Annotated in this window: 12 protein-coding genes and 3 rRNA genes; 6 read left to right on the top strand and 9 right to left on the bottom strand. The window is 39.1% G+C overall.

Annotated features, from left to right (window positions below; genetic code table 11):
* Positions 1 to 99: 99 nt before the first annotated feature.
* Positions 100 to 1,335 carry a dicarboxylate/amino acid:cation symporter gene (locus tag I6760_RS06725; RefSeq protein ID WP_196593726.1) on the bottom strand — a complete coding sequence of 412 codons (1,236 nt, stop codon included), beginning with the start codon at positions 1,333 to 1,335 and terminating at the stop codon, positions 100 to 102.
* Positions 1,336 to 1,575: 240 nt separating this feature from the next.
* Between I6760_RS06725 and murA the strand changes: the two genes are divergently transcribed.
* Positions 1,576 to 2,841, top strand: a complete 1,266-nt coding sequence (gene murA, locus I6760_RS06720) for a UDP-N-acetylglucosamine 1-carboxyvinyltransferase (RefSeq protein ID WP_196593725.1) — start codon at positions 1,576 to 1,578, stop codon at positions 2,839 to 2,841.
* A 164-nt stretch (positions 2,842 to 3,005) separates the two neighbouring features.
* A complete protein-coding gene (locus tag I6760_RS06715) occupies positions 3,006 to 4,076 on the top strand; it encodes an NADH:flavin oxidoreductase (protein ID WP_196593724.1) in 1,071 nt (356 codons plus the stop codon).
* A 78-nt stretch (positions 4,077 to 4,154) separates the two neighbouring features.
* Here the strand turns inward: I6760_RS06715 and I6760_RS06710 are convergent, their stop codons facing one another.
* On the bottom strand, positions 4,155 to 5,255 hold the full coding sequence (locus tag I6760_RS06710) for a pyridoxal-phosphate dependent enzyme (RefSeq protein ID WP_196593723.1): 1,101 nt from the start codon (positions 5,253 to 5,255) through the stop codon (positions 4,155 to 4,157).
* A gap of 141 nt (positions 5,256 to 5,396) precedes the next feature.
* Here I6760_RS06710 and I6760_RS06705 point away from each other — a divergent pair, with 141 nt between their 5' ends.
* Positions 5,397 to 6,047, top strand: coding sequence for a DUF3298 domain-containing protein (locus I6760_RS06705; protein WP_196593722.1), 651 nt, complete (start codon positions 5,397 to 5,399; stop codon positions 6,045 to 6,047).
* Between the two features lie 220 nt (positions 6,048 to 6,267).
* On the opposite strand, the gene rrf is transcribed toward I6760_RS06705, so the two are convergent.
* The 3 genes from rrf to I6760_RS06690 all read right to left on the bottom strand — a co-directional run bounded on the left by rrf (position 6,268) and on the right by I6760_RS06690 (position 11,530).
* Positions 6,268 to 6,384 (bottom strand): 5S ribosomal RNA (gene rrf, locus I6760_RS06700).
* A 253-nt stretch (positions 6,385 to 6,637) separates the two neighbouring features.
* A 23S ribosomal RNA gene (locus I6760_RS06695) occupies positions 6,638 to 9,557 on the bottom strand.
* 424 nt (positions 9,558 to 9,981) lie between these two features.
* Positions 9,982 to 11,530, bottom strand: a 16S ribosomal RNA gene (locus I6760_RS06690).
* Together the 16S, 23S and 5S rRNA genes form the textbook arrangement of a ribosomal RNA operon.
* 504 nt (positions 11,531 to 12,034) lie before the next feature.
* Here I6760_RS06690 and ybaK point away from each other — a divergent pair.
* On the top strand, positions 12,035 to 12,517 hold the full coding sequence (gene ybaK / locus I6760_RS06685) for a Cys-tRNA(Pro) deacylase (RefSeq protein ID WP_196593721.1): 483 nt from the start codon (positions 12,035 to 12,037) through the stop codon (positions 12,515 to 12,517).
* Positions 12,518 to 12,688: 171 nt separating this feature from the next.
* On the opposite strand, the gene I6760_RS06680 is transcribed toward ybaK, so the two are convergent.
* Both I6760_RS06680 and I6760_RS06675 read right to left on the bottom strand, forming a co-directional pair.
* Positions 12,689 to 13,375: an MgtC/SapB family protein gene (locus I6760_RS06680; RefSeq protein WP_407947299.1), complete on the bottom strand. Its 687-nt coding sequence runs from the start codon at positions 13,373 to 13,375 to the stop codon at positions 12,689 to 12,691.
* Between the two features lie 195 nt (positions 13,376 to 13,570).
* Positions 13,571 to 14,833: an Nramp family divalent metal transporter gene (locus I6760_RS06675; RefSeq protein ID WP_196593720.1), complete on the bottom strand. Its 1,263-nt coding sequence runs from the start codon at positions 14,831 to 14,833 to the stop codon at positions 13,571 to 13,573.
* Between the two features lie 174 nt (positions 14,834 to 15,007).
* Between I6760_RS06675 and I6760_RS06670 the strand changes: the two genes are divergently transcribed.
* Positions 15,008 to 15,643, top strand: coding sequence for an HAD family hydrolase (locus I6760_RS06670; RefSeq protein ID WP_196593719.1), 636 nt, complete (start codon positions 15,008 to 15,010; stop codon positions 15,641 to 15,643).
* Positions 15,644 to 15,847: 204 nt separating this feature from the next.
* Positions 15,848 to 16,279, top strand: a complete 432-nt coding sequence (locus I6760_RS06665) for an acyl-CoA thioesterase (protein WP_196593718.1) — start codon at positions 15,848 to 15,850, stop codon at positions 16,277 to 16,279.
* Between the two features lie 281 nt (positions 16,280 to 16,560).
* Here the strand turns inward: I6760_RS06665 and I6760_RS06660 are convergent, their stop codons facing one another.
* Positions 16,561 to 17,358, bottom strand: coding sequence for an ABC transporter ATP-binding protein (locus I6760_RS06660; protein ID WP_196593717.1), 798 nt, complete (start codon positions 17,356 to 17,358; stop codon positions 16,561 to 16,563).
* The gene (locus I6760_RS06655; RefSeq protein ID WP_196593716.1) at positions 17,359 to 18,366 is read right to left on the bottom strand and encodes a FecCD family ABC transporter permease; all 1,008 of its coding nucleotides are present in this window, start codon (positions 18,364 to 18,366) and stop codon (positions 17,359 to 17,361) included.
* Positions 18,367 to 18,418: the final 52 nt, after the last annotated feature.

The raw sequence follows: 18,418 nt of genomic DNA, 5'->3' as shown, positions 1-18,418 counted from the left end.
ACTCTGCCTAAAATAAGAGGACCATTGCCAAGGTATTTTATAAATACACTTTAGCAATGATCCTATAATTTCAAAAAATGTCCATTTTATGAGTTGAACTTAACCCACCTCTTCATCACTGCGCAGACGGTCAACAATCGTAGCGCATGCTGCATCCCCCGTAACATTAATAGATGTACGCAGCATATCAAAAATACGGTCTACCCCAAATAAAATAGGTAACGCTGTAATTGGTATATTGGCTGCCATCAGCACAGCTACAACCAATAATGTAGGTCCTGGCACACCTGCCTGTCCAACAGCCCCTACCGTTGCGGTGAAACAAATAGCAATATATTGTGATATAGTGAGATCTATGCCAAACATCTGGGCAAAAAAACTGGCTGCAATAGCATAATAAGCAGCATTTCCATTCATGTTTATCGTGGCTCCCAACGGCAGCGCAAAAGCAGTAGTTTCTTTTGATACTTTTAATTCATCCACTGTTGTCCGCATATTGAGTGGCAAAGTTGCCATTGAAGAAGCCGTAGAAAAAGCAAACAACTGCACTTTATATATGCTCTTGAAAAATTGTTTGTATGAAGTACATTTAGAAAATAGTGCTACACTGCCTCCAATAACAGCATAATTCTGTATCATCAATACTACAATATATAATCCCAGTAAATATAACAATTTTATTAAAACATCAGAGCCAAAGGTTCCAATAGAACCTGCCATTAAACCAAATACACCAATTGGCGCAAAACACATAATAATATTCATAATTCCAACAATAGCTTCTGTAAGTGTATTAAATAAGTTTAAAAGATATGTGCGTTTTTTATCATCCATCGCAGAGATAGCAAAACCAAGAAACAATGCAAATACTATTATCTGCAATATGTTTCCACTAACTAATGCTTGAAACGGATTTGCCGGTACAAAACCAATAATTGTATCCCAAAATCCTGGGATATGCCCTTTATCCGCATATTTAGCAGCATCTGCTGCTCCTCCCAAGGATGCAATACTTATACCTGCTCCTGGTTTAAAAAATTCTCCAAAAAATAATCCTATTACTGTAGCTATAAGAGTGGTAACTGCATAATAAACAAATGTTACCAGCCCAATCTTTCCTGCCGATTTAGAGCCACCTAAGGATGCTGCCCCACCAACAATAGAAAAAAGAATCATTGGCATAACAACCATTTTAATAAGTTGCATGAACAGATCACCTACTGGAGCAAAGACTTTTGCTCCATCACCCATAGTTAAACCAGCTATAATGCCAAGAATCATTGCGACAAAAATATATTTGCCTAAGTTTTGCATGATATTAAATTTTTTTATCATTCGGTCCAGCCTTTCTTTAAAATATTTTATCTCTTTGAAATTATACATTCCCAAAAGACAATTTGCAATAAAATTTAATCTTTTACTAAAAAGCTTATTCTTAACTTCATTTTTTACCTATACATCAGATTAATTTACCATTCTTTTATTTTCTTTCCCAATAGGCTTAATATAACGCTTGCCAGATAGATTTTTAAATGGTAAACTATATGACATACAAGCATTTTCGGGGGATAAAAATTGGAAAAACTAGTTATAAACGGCGGCGTAAAACTCAAGGGCCGTGTAAAAATAAGCGGCGCTAAAAATGCTGTTTTACCTATAATTGCCGCTACACTATTAGGACAGGATTGTCCTTGTATACTGGAAGAGGTCCCTTGTTTGGACGATGTTGAAACAATCTCTGAAGTTTTATCAAAACTTGGAGTTAATGTACAGTTTGATAAAGGGAAAAATATTTTTACAGCTGACAGTACGAATATTAATTCCTGCGAAGCACCATATGAATTAATACGTAAAATGCGGGCTTCATTTCTCATTATGGGCCCGCTTCTTTCACGCTGCGGCCACTCTAAAATTTCACTGCCAGGTGGCTGTGCCATTGGTACTCGTCCTATTGACCTTCATTTGAAAGGTTTTGAGGCACTTGGCGCACAAATAGAAATTGGGCATGGTTTTATTAATGCCACTGTTCCAGATAAATTAAAAGGAGCTAAAATTTATCTGGATTTTCCCAGTGTTGGCGCCACTGAAAATATCATGATGGCTGCCTGTATGGCTGAAGGACAGACTATTCTGGAAAACCCAGCTCAGGAACCGGAAATTATTGATTTAGCAAATTTTCTTAATATGATGGGAGCAAAAATCCGTGGTGCTGGTACTAATGTCATAAAAATTGATGGCGTAAGGAAATTAACAGGCTGCAATTATACTATTATTCCTGACCGCATCGAAGCAGGTACCTATATGGTAGCTGCTGCTATGACAAGAGGTGATATTTATATTGAGAACGCGATCAGTGAACATCTTAAACCTATTATTGCCAAATTATCTGAAGCAGGTGCTGAAATCATCGAAGATGTAAAGGGCATTCGTGTAAGAAATAATAAAAAACTTAAGGCTGTCGACATAAAAACAATGCCTTATCCTGGTTTTCCCACTGATATGCAGGCACAATTCATGGCTATGCTTACCATATCTGAAGGAACTGGTCTTGTTACAGAAACTGTTTTTGAAAACAGATTTATGCATGTTGATGAATTAAAGCGTATGGGTGCCAACATTAAAATAGAGGGCCGTACTTCAGTGGTCGAGGGTGTAGATCATCTTTTAGGTTGTCAAGTTAAGGCTACTGATCTCCGGGCAGGGGCCGCAATGGTTTTAGCGGGCCTAGTTGCTGAAGGTGAAACACAAATAGGCTATATTCACCATATTGACCGAGGTTATGATAATCTTGTTGGTAAATTATGTAGTTTAGGTGCTCAAATTTCCCGTACAAAAAATTGAATTTATTATAATAATATACTAAAATAAAACCGTGAGACACACGGGGTTAGCCCGTCATACCACACCAGATACCATGATCTCTTTGTGACGACGAGAAACTTCTATTATATATTATTTATAGATAGAAGTATGCCACTAATTATTTTTTACAAAGGATATGAACTATGTTTCCTCTAAATACACCTATTCAATTATCACATATAAAATTAAAAAATCCTTTTATTCGCTCAGCTGTTCATAGTTTTTTAGGAACTGAAGATGGTTTTATGACTAATGAAGAATATACAATGTATGATACTCTTAGCCGTAACCATCTTGCCCTTATCATAAGCGGTCACTGTTGTGTTCTTTCAGGTGGACTCGCAAACAAAGAACAAATCCGTATTGATAATGATAATTATATTGCCCAATTTTCTAAAGCTGCTGATTTGATCCACAAAAATAATTGCTTATTTATTCCTCAAATCAGTCATGCTGGTCCTCGGGCTGTTGATACTGATGATCTTTATGATGTTACTGAATGTGAAATCAAAAAAAATCGTTATGCCAAGCGTCTTTCCATAGAACAAATTCAAATTATAAAAAAAGCTTTTATTGATGCAGCCTACCGCCTGAAACAGGCTAAGGTTGATGGTATCCAGCTACATGCTGCCCACAGTTACTTATTATCACGTTTTATTGATGAATCATTCAATACCAGGACAGATGAATATGGTGGAAGTATCGAAAATCGTTTTCGTCTCTGCACTGAAATAATAAAAGGCATAAAAAAAACTTGCGGTAAAGATTTTGCTGTTGCAATCAAAATAAATAATGATACTAATGCCGATAATCAAAAATATGCTGCTGACATGCAATATGTCATAAAAAAATGCCAACAGCTCGATGTTGAATTTATTGAATGGAGCGGTGTGGACTTTATCAATCAGCCCCGTACCAGTTCTCTGTATTATTTCGATAGAATAAACTCTTTTGCCAAGCTAAGTCACCTTCCTATGAGTATTGTCGGCGGAATAAAAAGCATGGCTGATATAGAAAAAGTATTATCCAGCAATATCAAATTAATATCACTAGGGCGCAGCTTAATATGTGAACCAGATATTTTAACAAAATTTGCCCAAGGCAAAACAACAAAGTCTTCGTGTCTTGCTTGTAATCGTTGTTTTGCCATTCCACATTTACACAAAAATATACGCTGCATACTTCACTGGAAAAAATTGCGTAAACAACAATAAAATTAACTATATTATTTTATTATTGTAAAAAAAATGCTGGGATCATAATGATCCCAGCATTTTTTACAAATAAAACTTTCACCATGGTTCAGATTTTAAACCCGCCCCACACATAGGAATAAGACAGTCTGACAGCTTGCCATATTTTTTGCTATATAGCAAGTATGCTGCATAATTTGCAGCTGTTGTATGTTCACAAAAGATTCCTTTAGCTGCTAATTTCCCCCGCGTTGGTAAAATCATTTCCTCTGGCACAGCAATTACTTTTATATTATACTTATAAATATATTCCAAAATTTCTTTACCACGCATAGGAATGCCAATTGCTATTCCCTCTGCCAATGTCGGTTTTATTTCAACTTTAGGCGGTACTTTTAATTTATTTTCTACTGCTTTAACAAAAGGATCACAATGTTCACTCTGTACTGCAATAATCTGCGGCATTTTAGAAATAATTCCCGCTGATAAAAATTCTTCTAATGCCTTTATAACACCTAAAAATAATGTTCCGTTACCTAATGGTATTATAATATTCTTAGGAATTTTCCCTAGTTGTTCATAAACTTCATATATATATGTCTTCGTACCCTCGTAAAAAAGTGGATTATATACATGATTAGCATAATATACTCCTTCTCTTTTTACTTTAGTACGACAAACTTCTGCACAATCATCACGTGATCCCTGTATCACATTACAAGTTGCTCCATGAGCACGAATCATTCCTATTTTCTTAGGAGAAGTATTTTTAGGAACGAATACTTCACATTTTATACCAGCCCGCCCGCAGTATGCTGCTACACTATCACCAGCATTACCGCTGGAATCCTGAACTACACTTTTCACACCAATGCTCTTACAATGCGATATTAACATTGCTGCACCTCTGTCTTTAAATGATAAGGTTGGCATGTAATAATCCATTTTAAATAAAATACCATCATCAAAATTGATAATTGGAGTCATACCTTCTCCTAATGAAATAGACTTCCATACATCTCCTTCAATTGGCATAAAATATCTATAACGAAAGATATTCCACAATTTTTTATCAACTTTACCTAAATCAAATTTAGGTGCCGTAAAATCTAGTTTCCATAAACCACCACATTTATCACATTTAGCTTTATAAGTATCTACGCTTTCACGATGTCCACAACTAGAACAAACAAAGTCCATATAAACTCCCCCATTATAATCCGCTCATTTTATTCTATTATATCACAAAACCCCAGATATAAATTAGTTCATGCTTAGTTGTAATACTTACTATGATTTTCTTGCATAATAAAAACTAAATTTTATAAGGAAGGATATCCCATGTATAAACATAAGTATACCTTATTACTGCTCTGTTCTATTATCTTCCTATTAACATTTACCCCAATTTTAACAGCTGCTGCTTCCATTCCTCCAAGTAATGTAATCAAAGGAATATTTTATATAGGCAGCGAAAAATCTGAATATCCTATTATACGCACTGACAACAGTGATGTAAACTATAAAATCAATCGCGATATTCAAAATTATATTGCCGACATGAGAGCTGCTGTAGACAGCACAAAAAATCCGACAACCAGTATCATGCAATATAAAATATATTACGAAACAAACACAATAATCTCTATAGTATTCAAAGAATATCGTTATTATTATCATGCTGCTCATGGTATGTATTTTATCCACGGTATAGTTTATAATAAATCTACCGGTGCAAAAATTCCTATAACCCATTATCTGAATATGACACCAGATGATTTACAAAATGCAATTAATAATCATACTGCAAAGGTTTTTGGTGGTAATGGAAATACTCCTATAAAATGCAATGACATATATAAAATTAAATATATATCTAAAAATTATTCATTATTAAAAAAAGATGGCCGACTCTATATCAGCTTAATTTATCCGCCATATGAACTGGCACCTTATGTCGTAGGAATAGTGCGCATAAATATTCCTCTATAAATCTGTTTCTTAATTATTTTTATAAAAATCACTGATACTGGAACTTTTATAAAACTGACTCCGCTGGGTATGAAATACGGCAATATTGTTTTTGAGGGTTTTCTCCTATAAAAAAAGCGCCGCTGACGGCGCTTTTTATCGTTTGACAAATTAATAATTCTAAAAAACAACATAAAAAAACGTCTATGACAATAGTTTAACTAAAATCATAGACGCTTTTAACCGGCAGCAACCTATCCTCCCAGGGGGCTGCCCCCCAAGTACTTTCGGCCTGTGGATGCTTAACTGCTGTGTTCGGAATGGGAACAGGTGGATCCATCCAGGTATCGCCACCAGATGCTTTAGCTCTTAGTGCTTTAGCAGTTAGAGATAAAGTACGCAGAGTGAGCAGCGCAAATGCGCTTCTTATTAATAAATCTTATCTTCCAGTACCCAGAAATAAACCACGTAAAAAGAACTGTGCGAACATGTTTTTTCTACCATACTTTCAATATCCTTTATATAATCTCTACTCTTTTGTATCTTTTTTAAGTGTTTGCACACTCAAAACTTCACAGAAGAAAATTAGACCAAGCAGTCAAATTGTTTTTTAAGTTAAGTTCTCGGCTTATTAGTATCGGTCTGCTTCATATTTCACAATACTTCTACTCCCGACCTATCTACCTCGTGTTATTCAAGGTGCCTTCCTAGCTTGCGCTATGGGAAACCTCATCTTAAGGCAGGTTTCACGCTTAGATGCTTTCAGCGTTTATCCTTTCCGAACGTAGCTACCCAACTGTACCCCTGGCGGGATAATTGGTACACCATTGGTTCGTCCACTCCGGTCCTCTCGTACTAGGAGCAGCCCCCTTCAAGTTTCTTTCGCCCGCGATGGATATGGACCGAACTGTCTCACGACGTTCTGAACCCAGCTCACGTACCACTTTAATGGGCGAACAGCCCAACCCTTGGGACCTGCTCCAGCCCCAGGATGTGATGAGCCGACATCGAGGTGCCAAACCTCCCCGTCGATATGGACTCTTGGGAGAGATTAGCCTGTTATCCCCAGGGTAGCTTTTATCCGTTGAGCGATGGCCCTTCCACTCGGTACCACCGGATCACTAAGCCCTGCTTTCGCACCTGCTCGACTTGTTGGTCTCGCAGTCAAGCTCCCTTCTGCCTTTGCACTCTTTGCGCGATTTCTGGCCGCGCTGAGGGAACCTTTGGGCGCCTCCGTTACTCTTTCGGAGGCGACCGCCCCAGTCAAACTGCCCACCTGGCACTGTCTTGAAGATCGTTACTCTTCCAGTTAGATGCCCGTTAAATAAAGGGTGGTATCCCAACAATGACTCCTTACATACTTGCGCATGTATCTCTAAGTCTCCCACCTATCCTGTACGTCATTTACCGAATATCAATGCCAAGCTGCAGTAAAGCTCCATGGGGTCTTTCTGTCCAGTCGCGGGTAACCTGCATCTTCACAGGTATTTCAATTTCACCGGGTCCCTCGTTGAGACAGTGCCCAAGTCGTTACACCTTTCGTGCGGGTCGGAACTTACCCGACAAGGAATTTCGCTACCTTAGGACCGTTATAGTTACGGCCGCCGTTTACCGGGGCTTCAATTCAAAGCTTCGGATTGCTCCTAACCTCTCTTCTTAACCTTCCGGCACCGGGCAGGTGTCAGCACCTATACGTCAGATTTCTCTTTCGCAGGCACCTGTGTTTGTGCTAAACAGTCGCTTGGGCCTCTCTTGTGCCACCGCCTGCTGCTCCATCCGTTCGGACTTCACTGCCTGCGGCTATCCTTTTCCCGAAGTTACGGATATATTTTGCCGAGTTCCTTAACGAGGGTTGTCCCGCGCACCTTAGGATTCTCTCCGTGCCTACCTGTGTCGGTTTTGGTACGGGCGCTTTATTTCTCACTAGAAGCTTTTCTCGACAGTGTAGCTCATTTGAATTCGGCTCATCCGTAGATTTACCTATCTATCACTTCTCGGCTCTTATGCAGCGGATTTGCCTGCTGCACAGCCTACCGGCTTCGACGTACTCTTCCATCCGTACGCTCAAACTGCTTGCTGTGTCACTCCATCATTCAAACAAAATAAAACGGTACAGGAATTTTTGCCTGTTGTCCATCGCCTATGCTTTTCGCCTCGGCTTAGGTCCCGACTTACCCTGGGTCGACGAGCGTTGCCCAGGAATCCTTAGGCTTTCGGTGGAACAGATTCTCACTGTTCTTGTCGTTACTCATACCGGCATTCTCTCTGCTGTACACTCCAATGCTCCTTACGGTACATCTTCAGTCGCATACAGTATGCTCCCCTACCCAGAATGTACTGCTACATCCTGCCACGGCTTCGGTTCTGTGCTTGAGCCCCGGATATTTTCGGCGCAGAGCCTCTCGACCAGTGAGCTATTACGCACTCTTTTAATGATGGCTGCTTCTGAGCCAACATCCTGGTTGTTTATGAAGTCCTACATCCTTTTCCACTTAGCACAGCATTTGGGACCTTAGCCGGTGGTCTGGGCTGTTTCCCTTTCGACTATGGGTCTTATCACTCACAGTCTGACTCCCAAGTATTTTATTACAGCCATTCGTAGTTTGACTAGGGTCGGCAGGCTTTACGCCCCCTTGCCTGATCAGTGCTCTACCGTCTGTAATCTTCCCTTGAGGCTAGCCCTAAAGCTATTTCGGGGAGTACCAGCTATCTCCGCGTTCGATTGGCATTTCACCCCTATGCACACCTCATCCCAAAGTTTTTCAACACTCACGGGTTCGGTCCTCCACGCATTTTTACCTGCGTTTCAACCTGGGCATGCATAGATCACTGCGGTTTCGGGTCTACACCATATTACTTGCCGCCCTATTAAGACTCGCTTTCGCTTCGGCTCCATGTTTTCCATTTAACCTCGCAATATAATGTAACTCGCCGGTTCATTCTTCAATAGGCACGCCGTCGCTCTCTTACGGAGCTTCGACTGCTTGTAGACATACGGTTTCAGGTTCTATTTCACTCCCCTTCCGGGGTTCTTTTCACCTTTCCCTCACGGTACTATGCGCTATCGGTCGCCAGGTAGTATTTTGCCTTGGAGGGTGGTCCCCCCAGCTTCTCGCAAGGTTTCTCGTGCCCCGCGATACTCTGGATACTGACCATGCTGCCCCACTTTTTGCCTACCGGGGTTTTACCTTCTATGCCTGACCTTTCCAAGTCATTTGGCTAAATGTTTCAGCATTTTTGTCAGTCCTCAACCCCATATTACCGAAGTAATATGGTTTGGGCTTTTACCCATTTCGCTCGCCGCTACTTTGGGTATCTCGTTTGATTTCTTTTCCTCCGGGTACTTAGATGTTTCAGTTCCCCGGGTTTGTCTTCCTTTCGGATGATAGAACTTTTTCTATCGGGTTGCCCCATTCGGATATGTACGGATCAATAGATGCTTGCTCTTCCCCGTACCTTTTCGCAGCTTACCGCGTCCTTCTTCGACTCCTGGCGCCAAGGCATCCACCATATGCCCTTGTTCACTTAACTTATCAGTATTGCTTGGTTATTATTATCCCTGCTAGTGCTTTAAGCTCTGCCTGGTATCATAATAACTGCCGCAATCTGTTTTTGCATTTCATAATCTTACTTATAAAATGCCACCTTTGCTATAAGTTCATACGTTTTATCTTGGCGTATTTCTTTATAATCCTTTGTGCTTGGTCCAACTATTCCCTCGCCATTCTCATTTTCACAAGTTTGGCATTGGTGATAATTGTTCTTTGCTTTTCTTCTGTGTAGTTTTCAATGTGCAAGATTAATTTATTTTAAACATTACTGTTTTATAAATCAATTATTCTGAGGGAAGAAACCCTCAAAACTAAACAATACATCAAGCTTCCCAGTTGCAGCTACCTGCCCCTGATATGCTTGTTTCCAGATGCACTCGACAGATTTTATTAAAAATCCTTAGAAAGGAGGTGATCCAGCCGCACCTTCCGATACGGCTACCTTGTTACGACTTCACCCCAATCATCGCCCCCACCTTAGACGGTCGGTTCCATAAGGCCCTTTCCCGGCTTCGGGTGTGAATGACTTTCGTGGTGTGACGGGCGGTGTGTACAAGGCCCGGGAACGTATTCACCGCAGTATGCTGACCTGCGATTACTAGCGATTCCAACTTCATGCAGGCGAGTTGCAGCCTGCAATCCGAACTGGGGGATATTTTTTGGGTTCCGCTCCAGATCGCTCCTTCGCTTCCCTCTGTGTATCCCATTGTAGTACGTGTGTAGCCCAGGACGTAAGGGGCATGATGACTTGACGTCATCCCCGCCTTCCTCCGCGTTGTCCGCGGCAGTCTCATCTGAGTTCCCACCTTGACGTGCTGGCAACAGATAATAGGGGTTGCGCTCGTTGCGGGACTTAACCCAACATCTCACGACACGAGCTGACGACAGCCATGCACCACCTGTTTTCTTGTCTTCCGAAGAAGAAATATCCATCTCTGGATACGTCAATCAATGTCAAGCCCTGGTAAGGTTCTTCGCGTTGCGTCGAATTAAACCACATACTCCACCGCTTGTGCGGGCCCCCGTCAATTCCTTTGAGTTTCAACCTTGCGGTCGTACTCCCCAGGCGGGATACTTATTGCGTTAACTCCGGCACAGAGGGGGTCGATACCCTCTACACCTAGTATCCATCGTTTACGGCTAGGACTACCGGGGTATCTAATCCCGTTCGCTACCCTAGCTTTCGAGCCTCAGCGTCAGTTACAGTCCAGAAAGCCGCCTTCGCCACTGGTGTTCTTCCCAATATCTACGCATTTCACCGCTACACTGGGAATTCCGCTTTCCTCTCCTGCACTCAAGATTGCCAGTTTGGACCCCATCACGGGGTTGAGCCCCGCACTTTTAAGATCCACTTAACTATCCGCCTGCGCTCCCTTTACGCCCAATGATTCCGGACAACGCTTGCCGCCTACGTATTACCGCGGCTGCTGGCACGTAGTTAGCCGTGGCTTTCTAACAAGGTACCGTCATGCATTACCGATATTAGCGATATTGCCATTCGTCCCTTGCAACAGAACTTTACGATCCGAAGACCTTCCTCGTTCACGCGGCGTTGCTCCGTCAGGCTTTCGCCCATTGCGGAAGATTCCCCACTGCTGCCTCCCGTAGGAGTCTGGGCCGTGTCTCAGTCCCAATGTGGCCGTCCATCCTCTCAGACCGGCTACTGATCGTCGCCTTGGTGCGCCGTTACCGTCACCAACTAGCTAATCAGACGCAGGCCCATCTCCAAGTAATAGCCAAAGCCATCTTTGATAAAAGCTTCATGCAAAGCTTTTATAACATTCGGTATTAGCACCCCTTTCGGAATGTTGTCCCCATCTTGAAGGTAGGTTGCCTACGCGTTACTCACCCGTTTGCCACTAGGCTCTTACCGAAATAAAAGCCCCGTTCGACTTGCATGTGTTAAGCACGCCGCCAGCGTTCGTCCTGAGCCAGGATCAAACTCTCCATTAAATTTATCGGAGAGCCAATTTGGCTCTTTCATTTGTTGTTTAAAGAATTGTTTCAGGTTTATATTTAAACCGCACATCTGGTATATTTTAGAAAACATATAATGATGTATTGTTCAGTTTTCAAGGTGCCTGCCTCAACGAGTCAGCTTTTATATTCTATCAAAAACCTTTTCGTTTGTCAAGAACTTTTTTAAGTTAAATTTCTTTAGCCCTCTAAGTCCCGGCCGCTCTCTCGAGCGCAGAAATTATTATATCTAATCCTGTATATTTTGTCAATACTTTTTCTTATCTTTTTTCTTCCTTTTTTATCTTTTTCCCTGTTCTATTTATCATAACACTGCCGCCAAGCTTTATTTTACAGCCTTGTAAACCAATTTTATCTGTTCATTATATGCACTAATTATAAAAGAATGTAATTATAAATCCTTATTTTGACACTTTTAAGTTTGCGAAATACAATATAATTGTATTGATTTATCAATAATTACAAAGGAGCCTTGTTTATATGAAAAAAACTAATGCTGCACGTATTCTGGATGGTTTGGATATAAGTTATGAAATAAAAGGATATCCAGTTGATCTTTCCGATCTCAGTGCTGTACATGTTGCTGCTGAAACAGGAATGAATATAAAAACTATATTTAAAACATTGGTGGTCCGTGGCGATAAGACAGGAATTTTAATGGGCTGTATACCAGGTGATGATGAACTCGATATGAAAAAACTAGCTGCAATAAGTACTAATAAAAAAGTGGAAATGGTTCATCTCAAAGATGTACAGGCTCTAACCGGTTATGTGAGAGGCGGCTGTTCTCCCTTAGGTACAAAAAAAAAGTATCCTGTATTCATAGACCAATCAGCTTTAAAATGGACACAGATTGCTGTCAGTGCCGGTAAACGTGGTGAACAGTTGCTATTATCTCCTGCTGACTTAATAAAAGCCGTAGCTGCCACACCTGCTGATATTATAAAAGTCCATAATTCTTAATAATAATTAGATAGCGACCACCATTATTGTTAATTTTTTTATATAAAAATTAAAATTTACTCAAATACACTACGGGCTTAATAAGCATGATTTATTTAAGCCACTTCTATATATTGCTATTGACTATAGGAAAATAATATTTTCTCAGTTAAAACAGTCTATTTTGTCAGCTCAGCTAACTTCTACATTAATGACATTTTCCAGCTCAGCCAATTCACAATCTAACTTATCCATTGTAATATTTTTTTGCGTATGAATAATCAGTTCCAGCCTGAGCAAATTATTGGGAAGTGCTATGATCTGTATGCTTTTTATAACTATGTGATTATCATGTAGATATGTATATACTTTCATAACTTGCCCAGGAATATCCTGCATAGTTATTACTATACTAAGTTTATCATGATCCATCCATCGATCCATACGTGATAATGTTACCAGTACTATGAATACTATCACCGATGTAATACCAGCGCCACTATAATACCCGGCCCCAACAGCAAGTCCTACACCAGAAACTACCCAAATGCAGGCGGCCGTTGTCAGCCCAATAATATTTACACCTTCTTTTATTATGGCTCCTGCCCCTAAAAATCCTATACCACTAACAACCTGCGCTGCCAGTCTCGCTGGATCAGCATTTGTCCGACCTTCTACATTACTATATAAAAGCTGTGATAAAAGCATAATGAGGCATGATCCAACACAAACTAAAATATTTGTCCTAAGTCCTGCTGATTTATGTTTATACTGTCTTTCATAACCAATAAGACCTCCTAAAACAGCTGATAAAACAAGTCTCATGCAAGCTTCCCATTCTGGCGGCATAAATTCATCATCCTTCAGCAAATGTATCATTTTTTACTACATTCATTACATTTTATTATCTGCATTGTATAGACAGCAGCTATCTTTCCTGTGGTCATGTATAAAAGTTATCCACATTTTTGTATATTATGTTGATAAATATGTGGATAACTTTTTTTTTACAAAAATGACTATCATTAATACTTTTTTATTGGTTTACACTATTATATTGCTCTGTTTTTTTTATCACCAAATACCGAACATTTCACCAAGAAGCATTATATTGAGCACTGCAACTATAGCGGCAATTATTCCTAATAAAATTTTCTGTCTTAGATTATTGGCATATTTCCCCATTATTTTCTTGGATGATGTAAGATAAATCTGCAAAAATATAGTAAATGGCAGCTGCATACTAAGTGCCATCTGGGAATATATTAATCCATCAAAAGGATTCGTTATAAAAAACAATATGACTAATGCAATTGCATAAGTTATAACTACGCCATGCCAGGAATGACGATCTTTTATATCATATGGTTCTTTAAACAAACCTGCATATATGCTGCCGCCGGCCATTCCAGCCGTTGTTGTTGAAGACAACCCCGAAAATAAAAGTGCTACCGCAAACAAAACAGCTGCATGAGAACCTAATAACGGCTTTAAAATATAAACAGCCTGTGCTAAATCATCTACGATAATATTATGGGTGAAAAATACACTAGCAGCAATTAAAATCATGGCACTGTTTATAGCCCAGCCTATTATCATAGAAAAAAAAGTATCCATAAATTCATATTTCAGCTGTCTTTCAATAATTTTTTCATTTTCCAGATTCCATTGCCGGCTTTGAATTATCTCTGAATGTAAGAAAAGATTATGCGGCATTACTACTGCCCCTAATACGCTCATCACCACTACCAACGATCCATGCGGCAGCGCGGGATATACCCATCCTATCGCTGCTTTAGTCCATTCTATAGGAACTATGTATAGTTCAGCAATAAATGACAATCCGATAAGTGACACAAAGGCAATAATAATTTTTTCCATTTTTCGATATGAGTTTGAACGCAATAAAAAAGCACAGAAGATTGCCATAAAAATCGATCCATACATTATTGGGATCCTGAATAAAAGTTGTAAAGCTATTGCCCCTCCTAATATTTCTGCTAAAGCAGTCGATACGGCAGCAGCCATTGCCGAGAACAGCAACCCCCCAGACAACCACTTAGGCAGATAATATACGGCAGCCTCAGAAATGCATAGTCCGCTGGCTATTCCCAAATGGGCTGCATTATGCTGCAAAATAATTAGCATAATGGTAGAAAGTGTTACCATCCACAACAGGTCATAACCATATTGAGATCCGGCTGCTAAATTGGAAGCCCAATTACCAGGATCTATAAATCCAACTGTGATCAATATTCCCGGGCCAATATATCGTAAAAAATCCCGCGCACTTTTTCGGGTTATTTCGGTCTCGAAATATTTACGTAAATTTACCATTCAAATGCCTCCAATATGATATTTTAAAAGAATCATATATAAAGTATAACAAATTAATTGTGCAAATATAATATCTCGCTTATAATAATTTTAGAGTTTTCAATATATGCTCATTATAAAATTAACACAGAAAGGAAAATATGATATTATTTCAACTATCATATAAAACATATTATGGAATATAAGACATATCTTTTCGACTTTGATTACACACTTGCCAATTCTGAGGCAGGCATAGTAATGTGTTTCCAAAAATTACTGGCAAATCACGATTATCCTCCACAAAACAATTTTTCTATAAAAAAAACTATTGGTCTTTTTATGCCTGAAGCAATTACCATTCTAACGGGAGAAAAAGATACCAAATTTGTAAAAAAATTACAGGAAGAATACAGTTTATATGCTGATGAATATATGACTGAAAATACATACTTATATCCTGAAACTATTCCCTTGCTGAGAAAATTGAAAGCTGCGCATTATAATCTGGGTATTATTTCCAATAAAACAAAACATCGCATTCTGGAAACTTTAGCCAATGAAAATATAACCTCCCTCATTGATATTATTATCGGCACAGAAAATGCCAAGCAGCCTAAGCCTTCTGCCACACCTTTATTACAAGCTTTGGCTTTTCTACAGGCAGACCCTAAGTCCGCTATGTATATTGGTGATAGCTTAACTGATGCTCAGACAGCTCAAAATGCTTCTGTAGATTTTACGGCTGTTCTCACTGGACAAACCTCTTATGAAGAATTTATCAAACATCCTCATGTAAAAATTGTCCATACACTAGCCCAAATATATTAATTACTTGACATCAATTTAAAACATTGTAAAATATATCTATGTTATATTTATATCAATTATGTTTTTACTAATTCCAATTGTTTTTATTTATATTAAAGACTTGGCAAACCGCTTGTATATAACACCCAATTGATATAATTTAACAAATAAAATGTAAAGGAGTGTAAAACTTTGCAGGAAAAAAATTTAATTATCTCAGAAATAATGATGCCCAGCCAAGCCAATGTTGAAGGTAATATTCATGGCGGAGAAATAATGAAAATCATGGATTCGTGTGCTTATGCTGTAACACGCCGCTACGCCCGGACTAATGTAGTAACCGCAAGAGTTGATGAACTCCAGTTCCACCAGCCGATAAAAGTAGGCGATCTGGTGATCTGTTCTGCCAAAATAGTTTTTGCCGGTAATACGTCTATGGAAGTCTATGTCAATGTTCAAGTAGAGGATTTACGCTCTCATACACCACCGCTCCCTGCTCTATCTGCCTATTTCACTATGGTTGCTTTAGATCGTAATTCTAAGCCTGCCCATATTCCACCTTTGGAAATTAACACTAATGAGGAAAAGAAAGATTTTGAAGCGGGAAAGGCACGTTATGCTTCATACAAAGCTAAACGACAGCACGAAAAAAAATAAAGAAATTATTATAATGGTTTTTATTTAATATAGAACTAATAAAAATTGCTGATGTTTTCACACATCAGCAATTTTTATTTTCTCCAGTGTATTGCGAATACAGAAAATCTGACATTATTATACAAAAGCGGCCCAAAACTTATGCCCTATTATACCACATAAAAACTTTTATTCGTATGAAGTATTTTCCTATTTTTAGAATACCAAAGGGCCTTATAAAAGTTATGGACTGTTTTATAATCTAGTAAAAATTATTAATTTTTACTTGTACAAACTCAATTTTATTTATCATGCGATAAAGCAATAGGAAAAATTATTTCTTGGTTTATTTCATTTTCTTTATTCTGATAAAGCATGGCTTTTACGTTAAAAACCCTGTCAAGAAGTTCAACAGATAATATCTTATAAGGATCTCCCTGTGCAGCAATAGTATGTTTATCTATAATTACAACTTTATCAGCATACATACGGGCATGATTTATGTCATGCAAAACCATTACCACTGTTATCTGCTGTTTTTCATTGAGCATTTTTATTATTTGCATTATTTCCAGCTGATGTTCTATATCCAGATACGTGGTAGGCTCATCAAGAATAAGTATTTCTGGCTGCTGGCAAAGAGCCATCGTAATCCACGCTCTTTGTCTTTCGCCGCCAGACAGAGTTGTAAGCTGTCTTTGTTCTAAGTTTACTATACTGGTTTGCTGCATTGCCCAGTTAATTATTTTATTATCATCAGCATTATTATTGCTAAATAAATTTTTATAGGGAAACCGTCCATAAGCAACAAGCTGCCTGACTGTTAAATCAGGGGGAACACTAACTGTTTGAGGTAGCACGGCTATCTTTCTGGCAATAGTTTTCGCCGATAAATCACGTAATAATTTATCATCTAAAGTTACCTGTCCTTGATAATCATGCGAAAAGCCCGTGGCAATTCTTAACAATGTTGATTTTCCGCACCCATTAGGTCCTAGAATAGCAGTTATTTTTCCTTCCGGAAAAGAAAGACTTATATCTTGTAATATATTTTTATGCTGTATAGTAACAGAAATATTTTTCATTGATAATCGTGCCATTTATAACTGCCTCCTTAACAAAAAGAGGAAAAAAGGTGCCCCCAGAGCTGCCATAAAAATGCCTACAGGAAGTTCTAATGGTGCAAAAGCGCATCTAGCTACAGTATCACTTAATATTACAACAATACTGCCGAGAAGTATTGATGCAGGCAGCAAAAAACGATAGTCACTGCCAATTATAAGTCTGGCTGTATGAGGGATTATCAATCCTACAAATCCCAGTAGGCCGGCAACTGCAACTGCGCTAGCTGCTAATAAAGCCGCTATAGCTGTAAGCAGTATTCTGATAACTTCTACATTCATCCCCAATCCTTTAGCAATTTCATCTCCCAGCTGCAGCACGTTAAGATGCCGGGTAAACATCAATGCAGCTATTATGCCTACAATTGTGTATGGTAATATTAATTGCACATGTATCCATGACCTGGCAGCAAAACCACCAACCATCCACATTAATGCTCCATGAACTCTATCACTATACAAAATCAATAATGCAGATATCCCCGCCCCAATAAACGAAGCTACTGCTACTCCTGCCAGAATAATACGTAATGGTTTTATGCCATTTTTCCACGCCAAAATATAGATACATATAGCGGCTGCCATTGCACCGATAAACGCTGCTGGTGTTATCAAAAAACTATACTGTGGCAATACTATCATTATAAAAATACCCGCTATCCCCGCCCCTGATGAAATACCTATTATATGCGGATCGGCCAGCGGATTCCTCATAACAGCCTGTAAAATTGCCCCCGAAACAGCAAGATTCATTCCTACAAGTGCTGTTAATATTGTACGTGGCAATCTGATGTTCATCATTATTTGCTGGTCAACACTAGCTCCTGAACTAAACATTCGCATAATTTCTCTAAAAGGAATATTTACTGCCCCTTGTGATATACTTATAAAAAAACTTACTAGCACTAGTATCGCTAACATCACTAAAATAAATATTCTCCAGACAAAAATATTCATCCCCCATTTTTTATTTTTCCCGGTTTCCATTGCTTCCCCCCTGCACGAAAAAATTAGAGCCGCTGTACATGCCATCCTAAAG

It is taken from the genome of Pectinatus sottacetonis, assembly GCF_015732155.1.
In the GTDB taxonomy this organism is placed as follows: Bacteria; Bacillota; Negativicutes; order Selenomonadales; family Selenomonadaceae; genus Pectinatus; species Pectinatus sottacetonis.
Note: the sequence above shows the minus strand (reverse complement) of the source record. Positions and strands in the feature narration are given on the sequence as shown.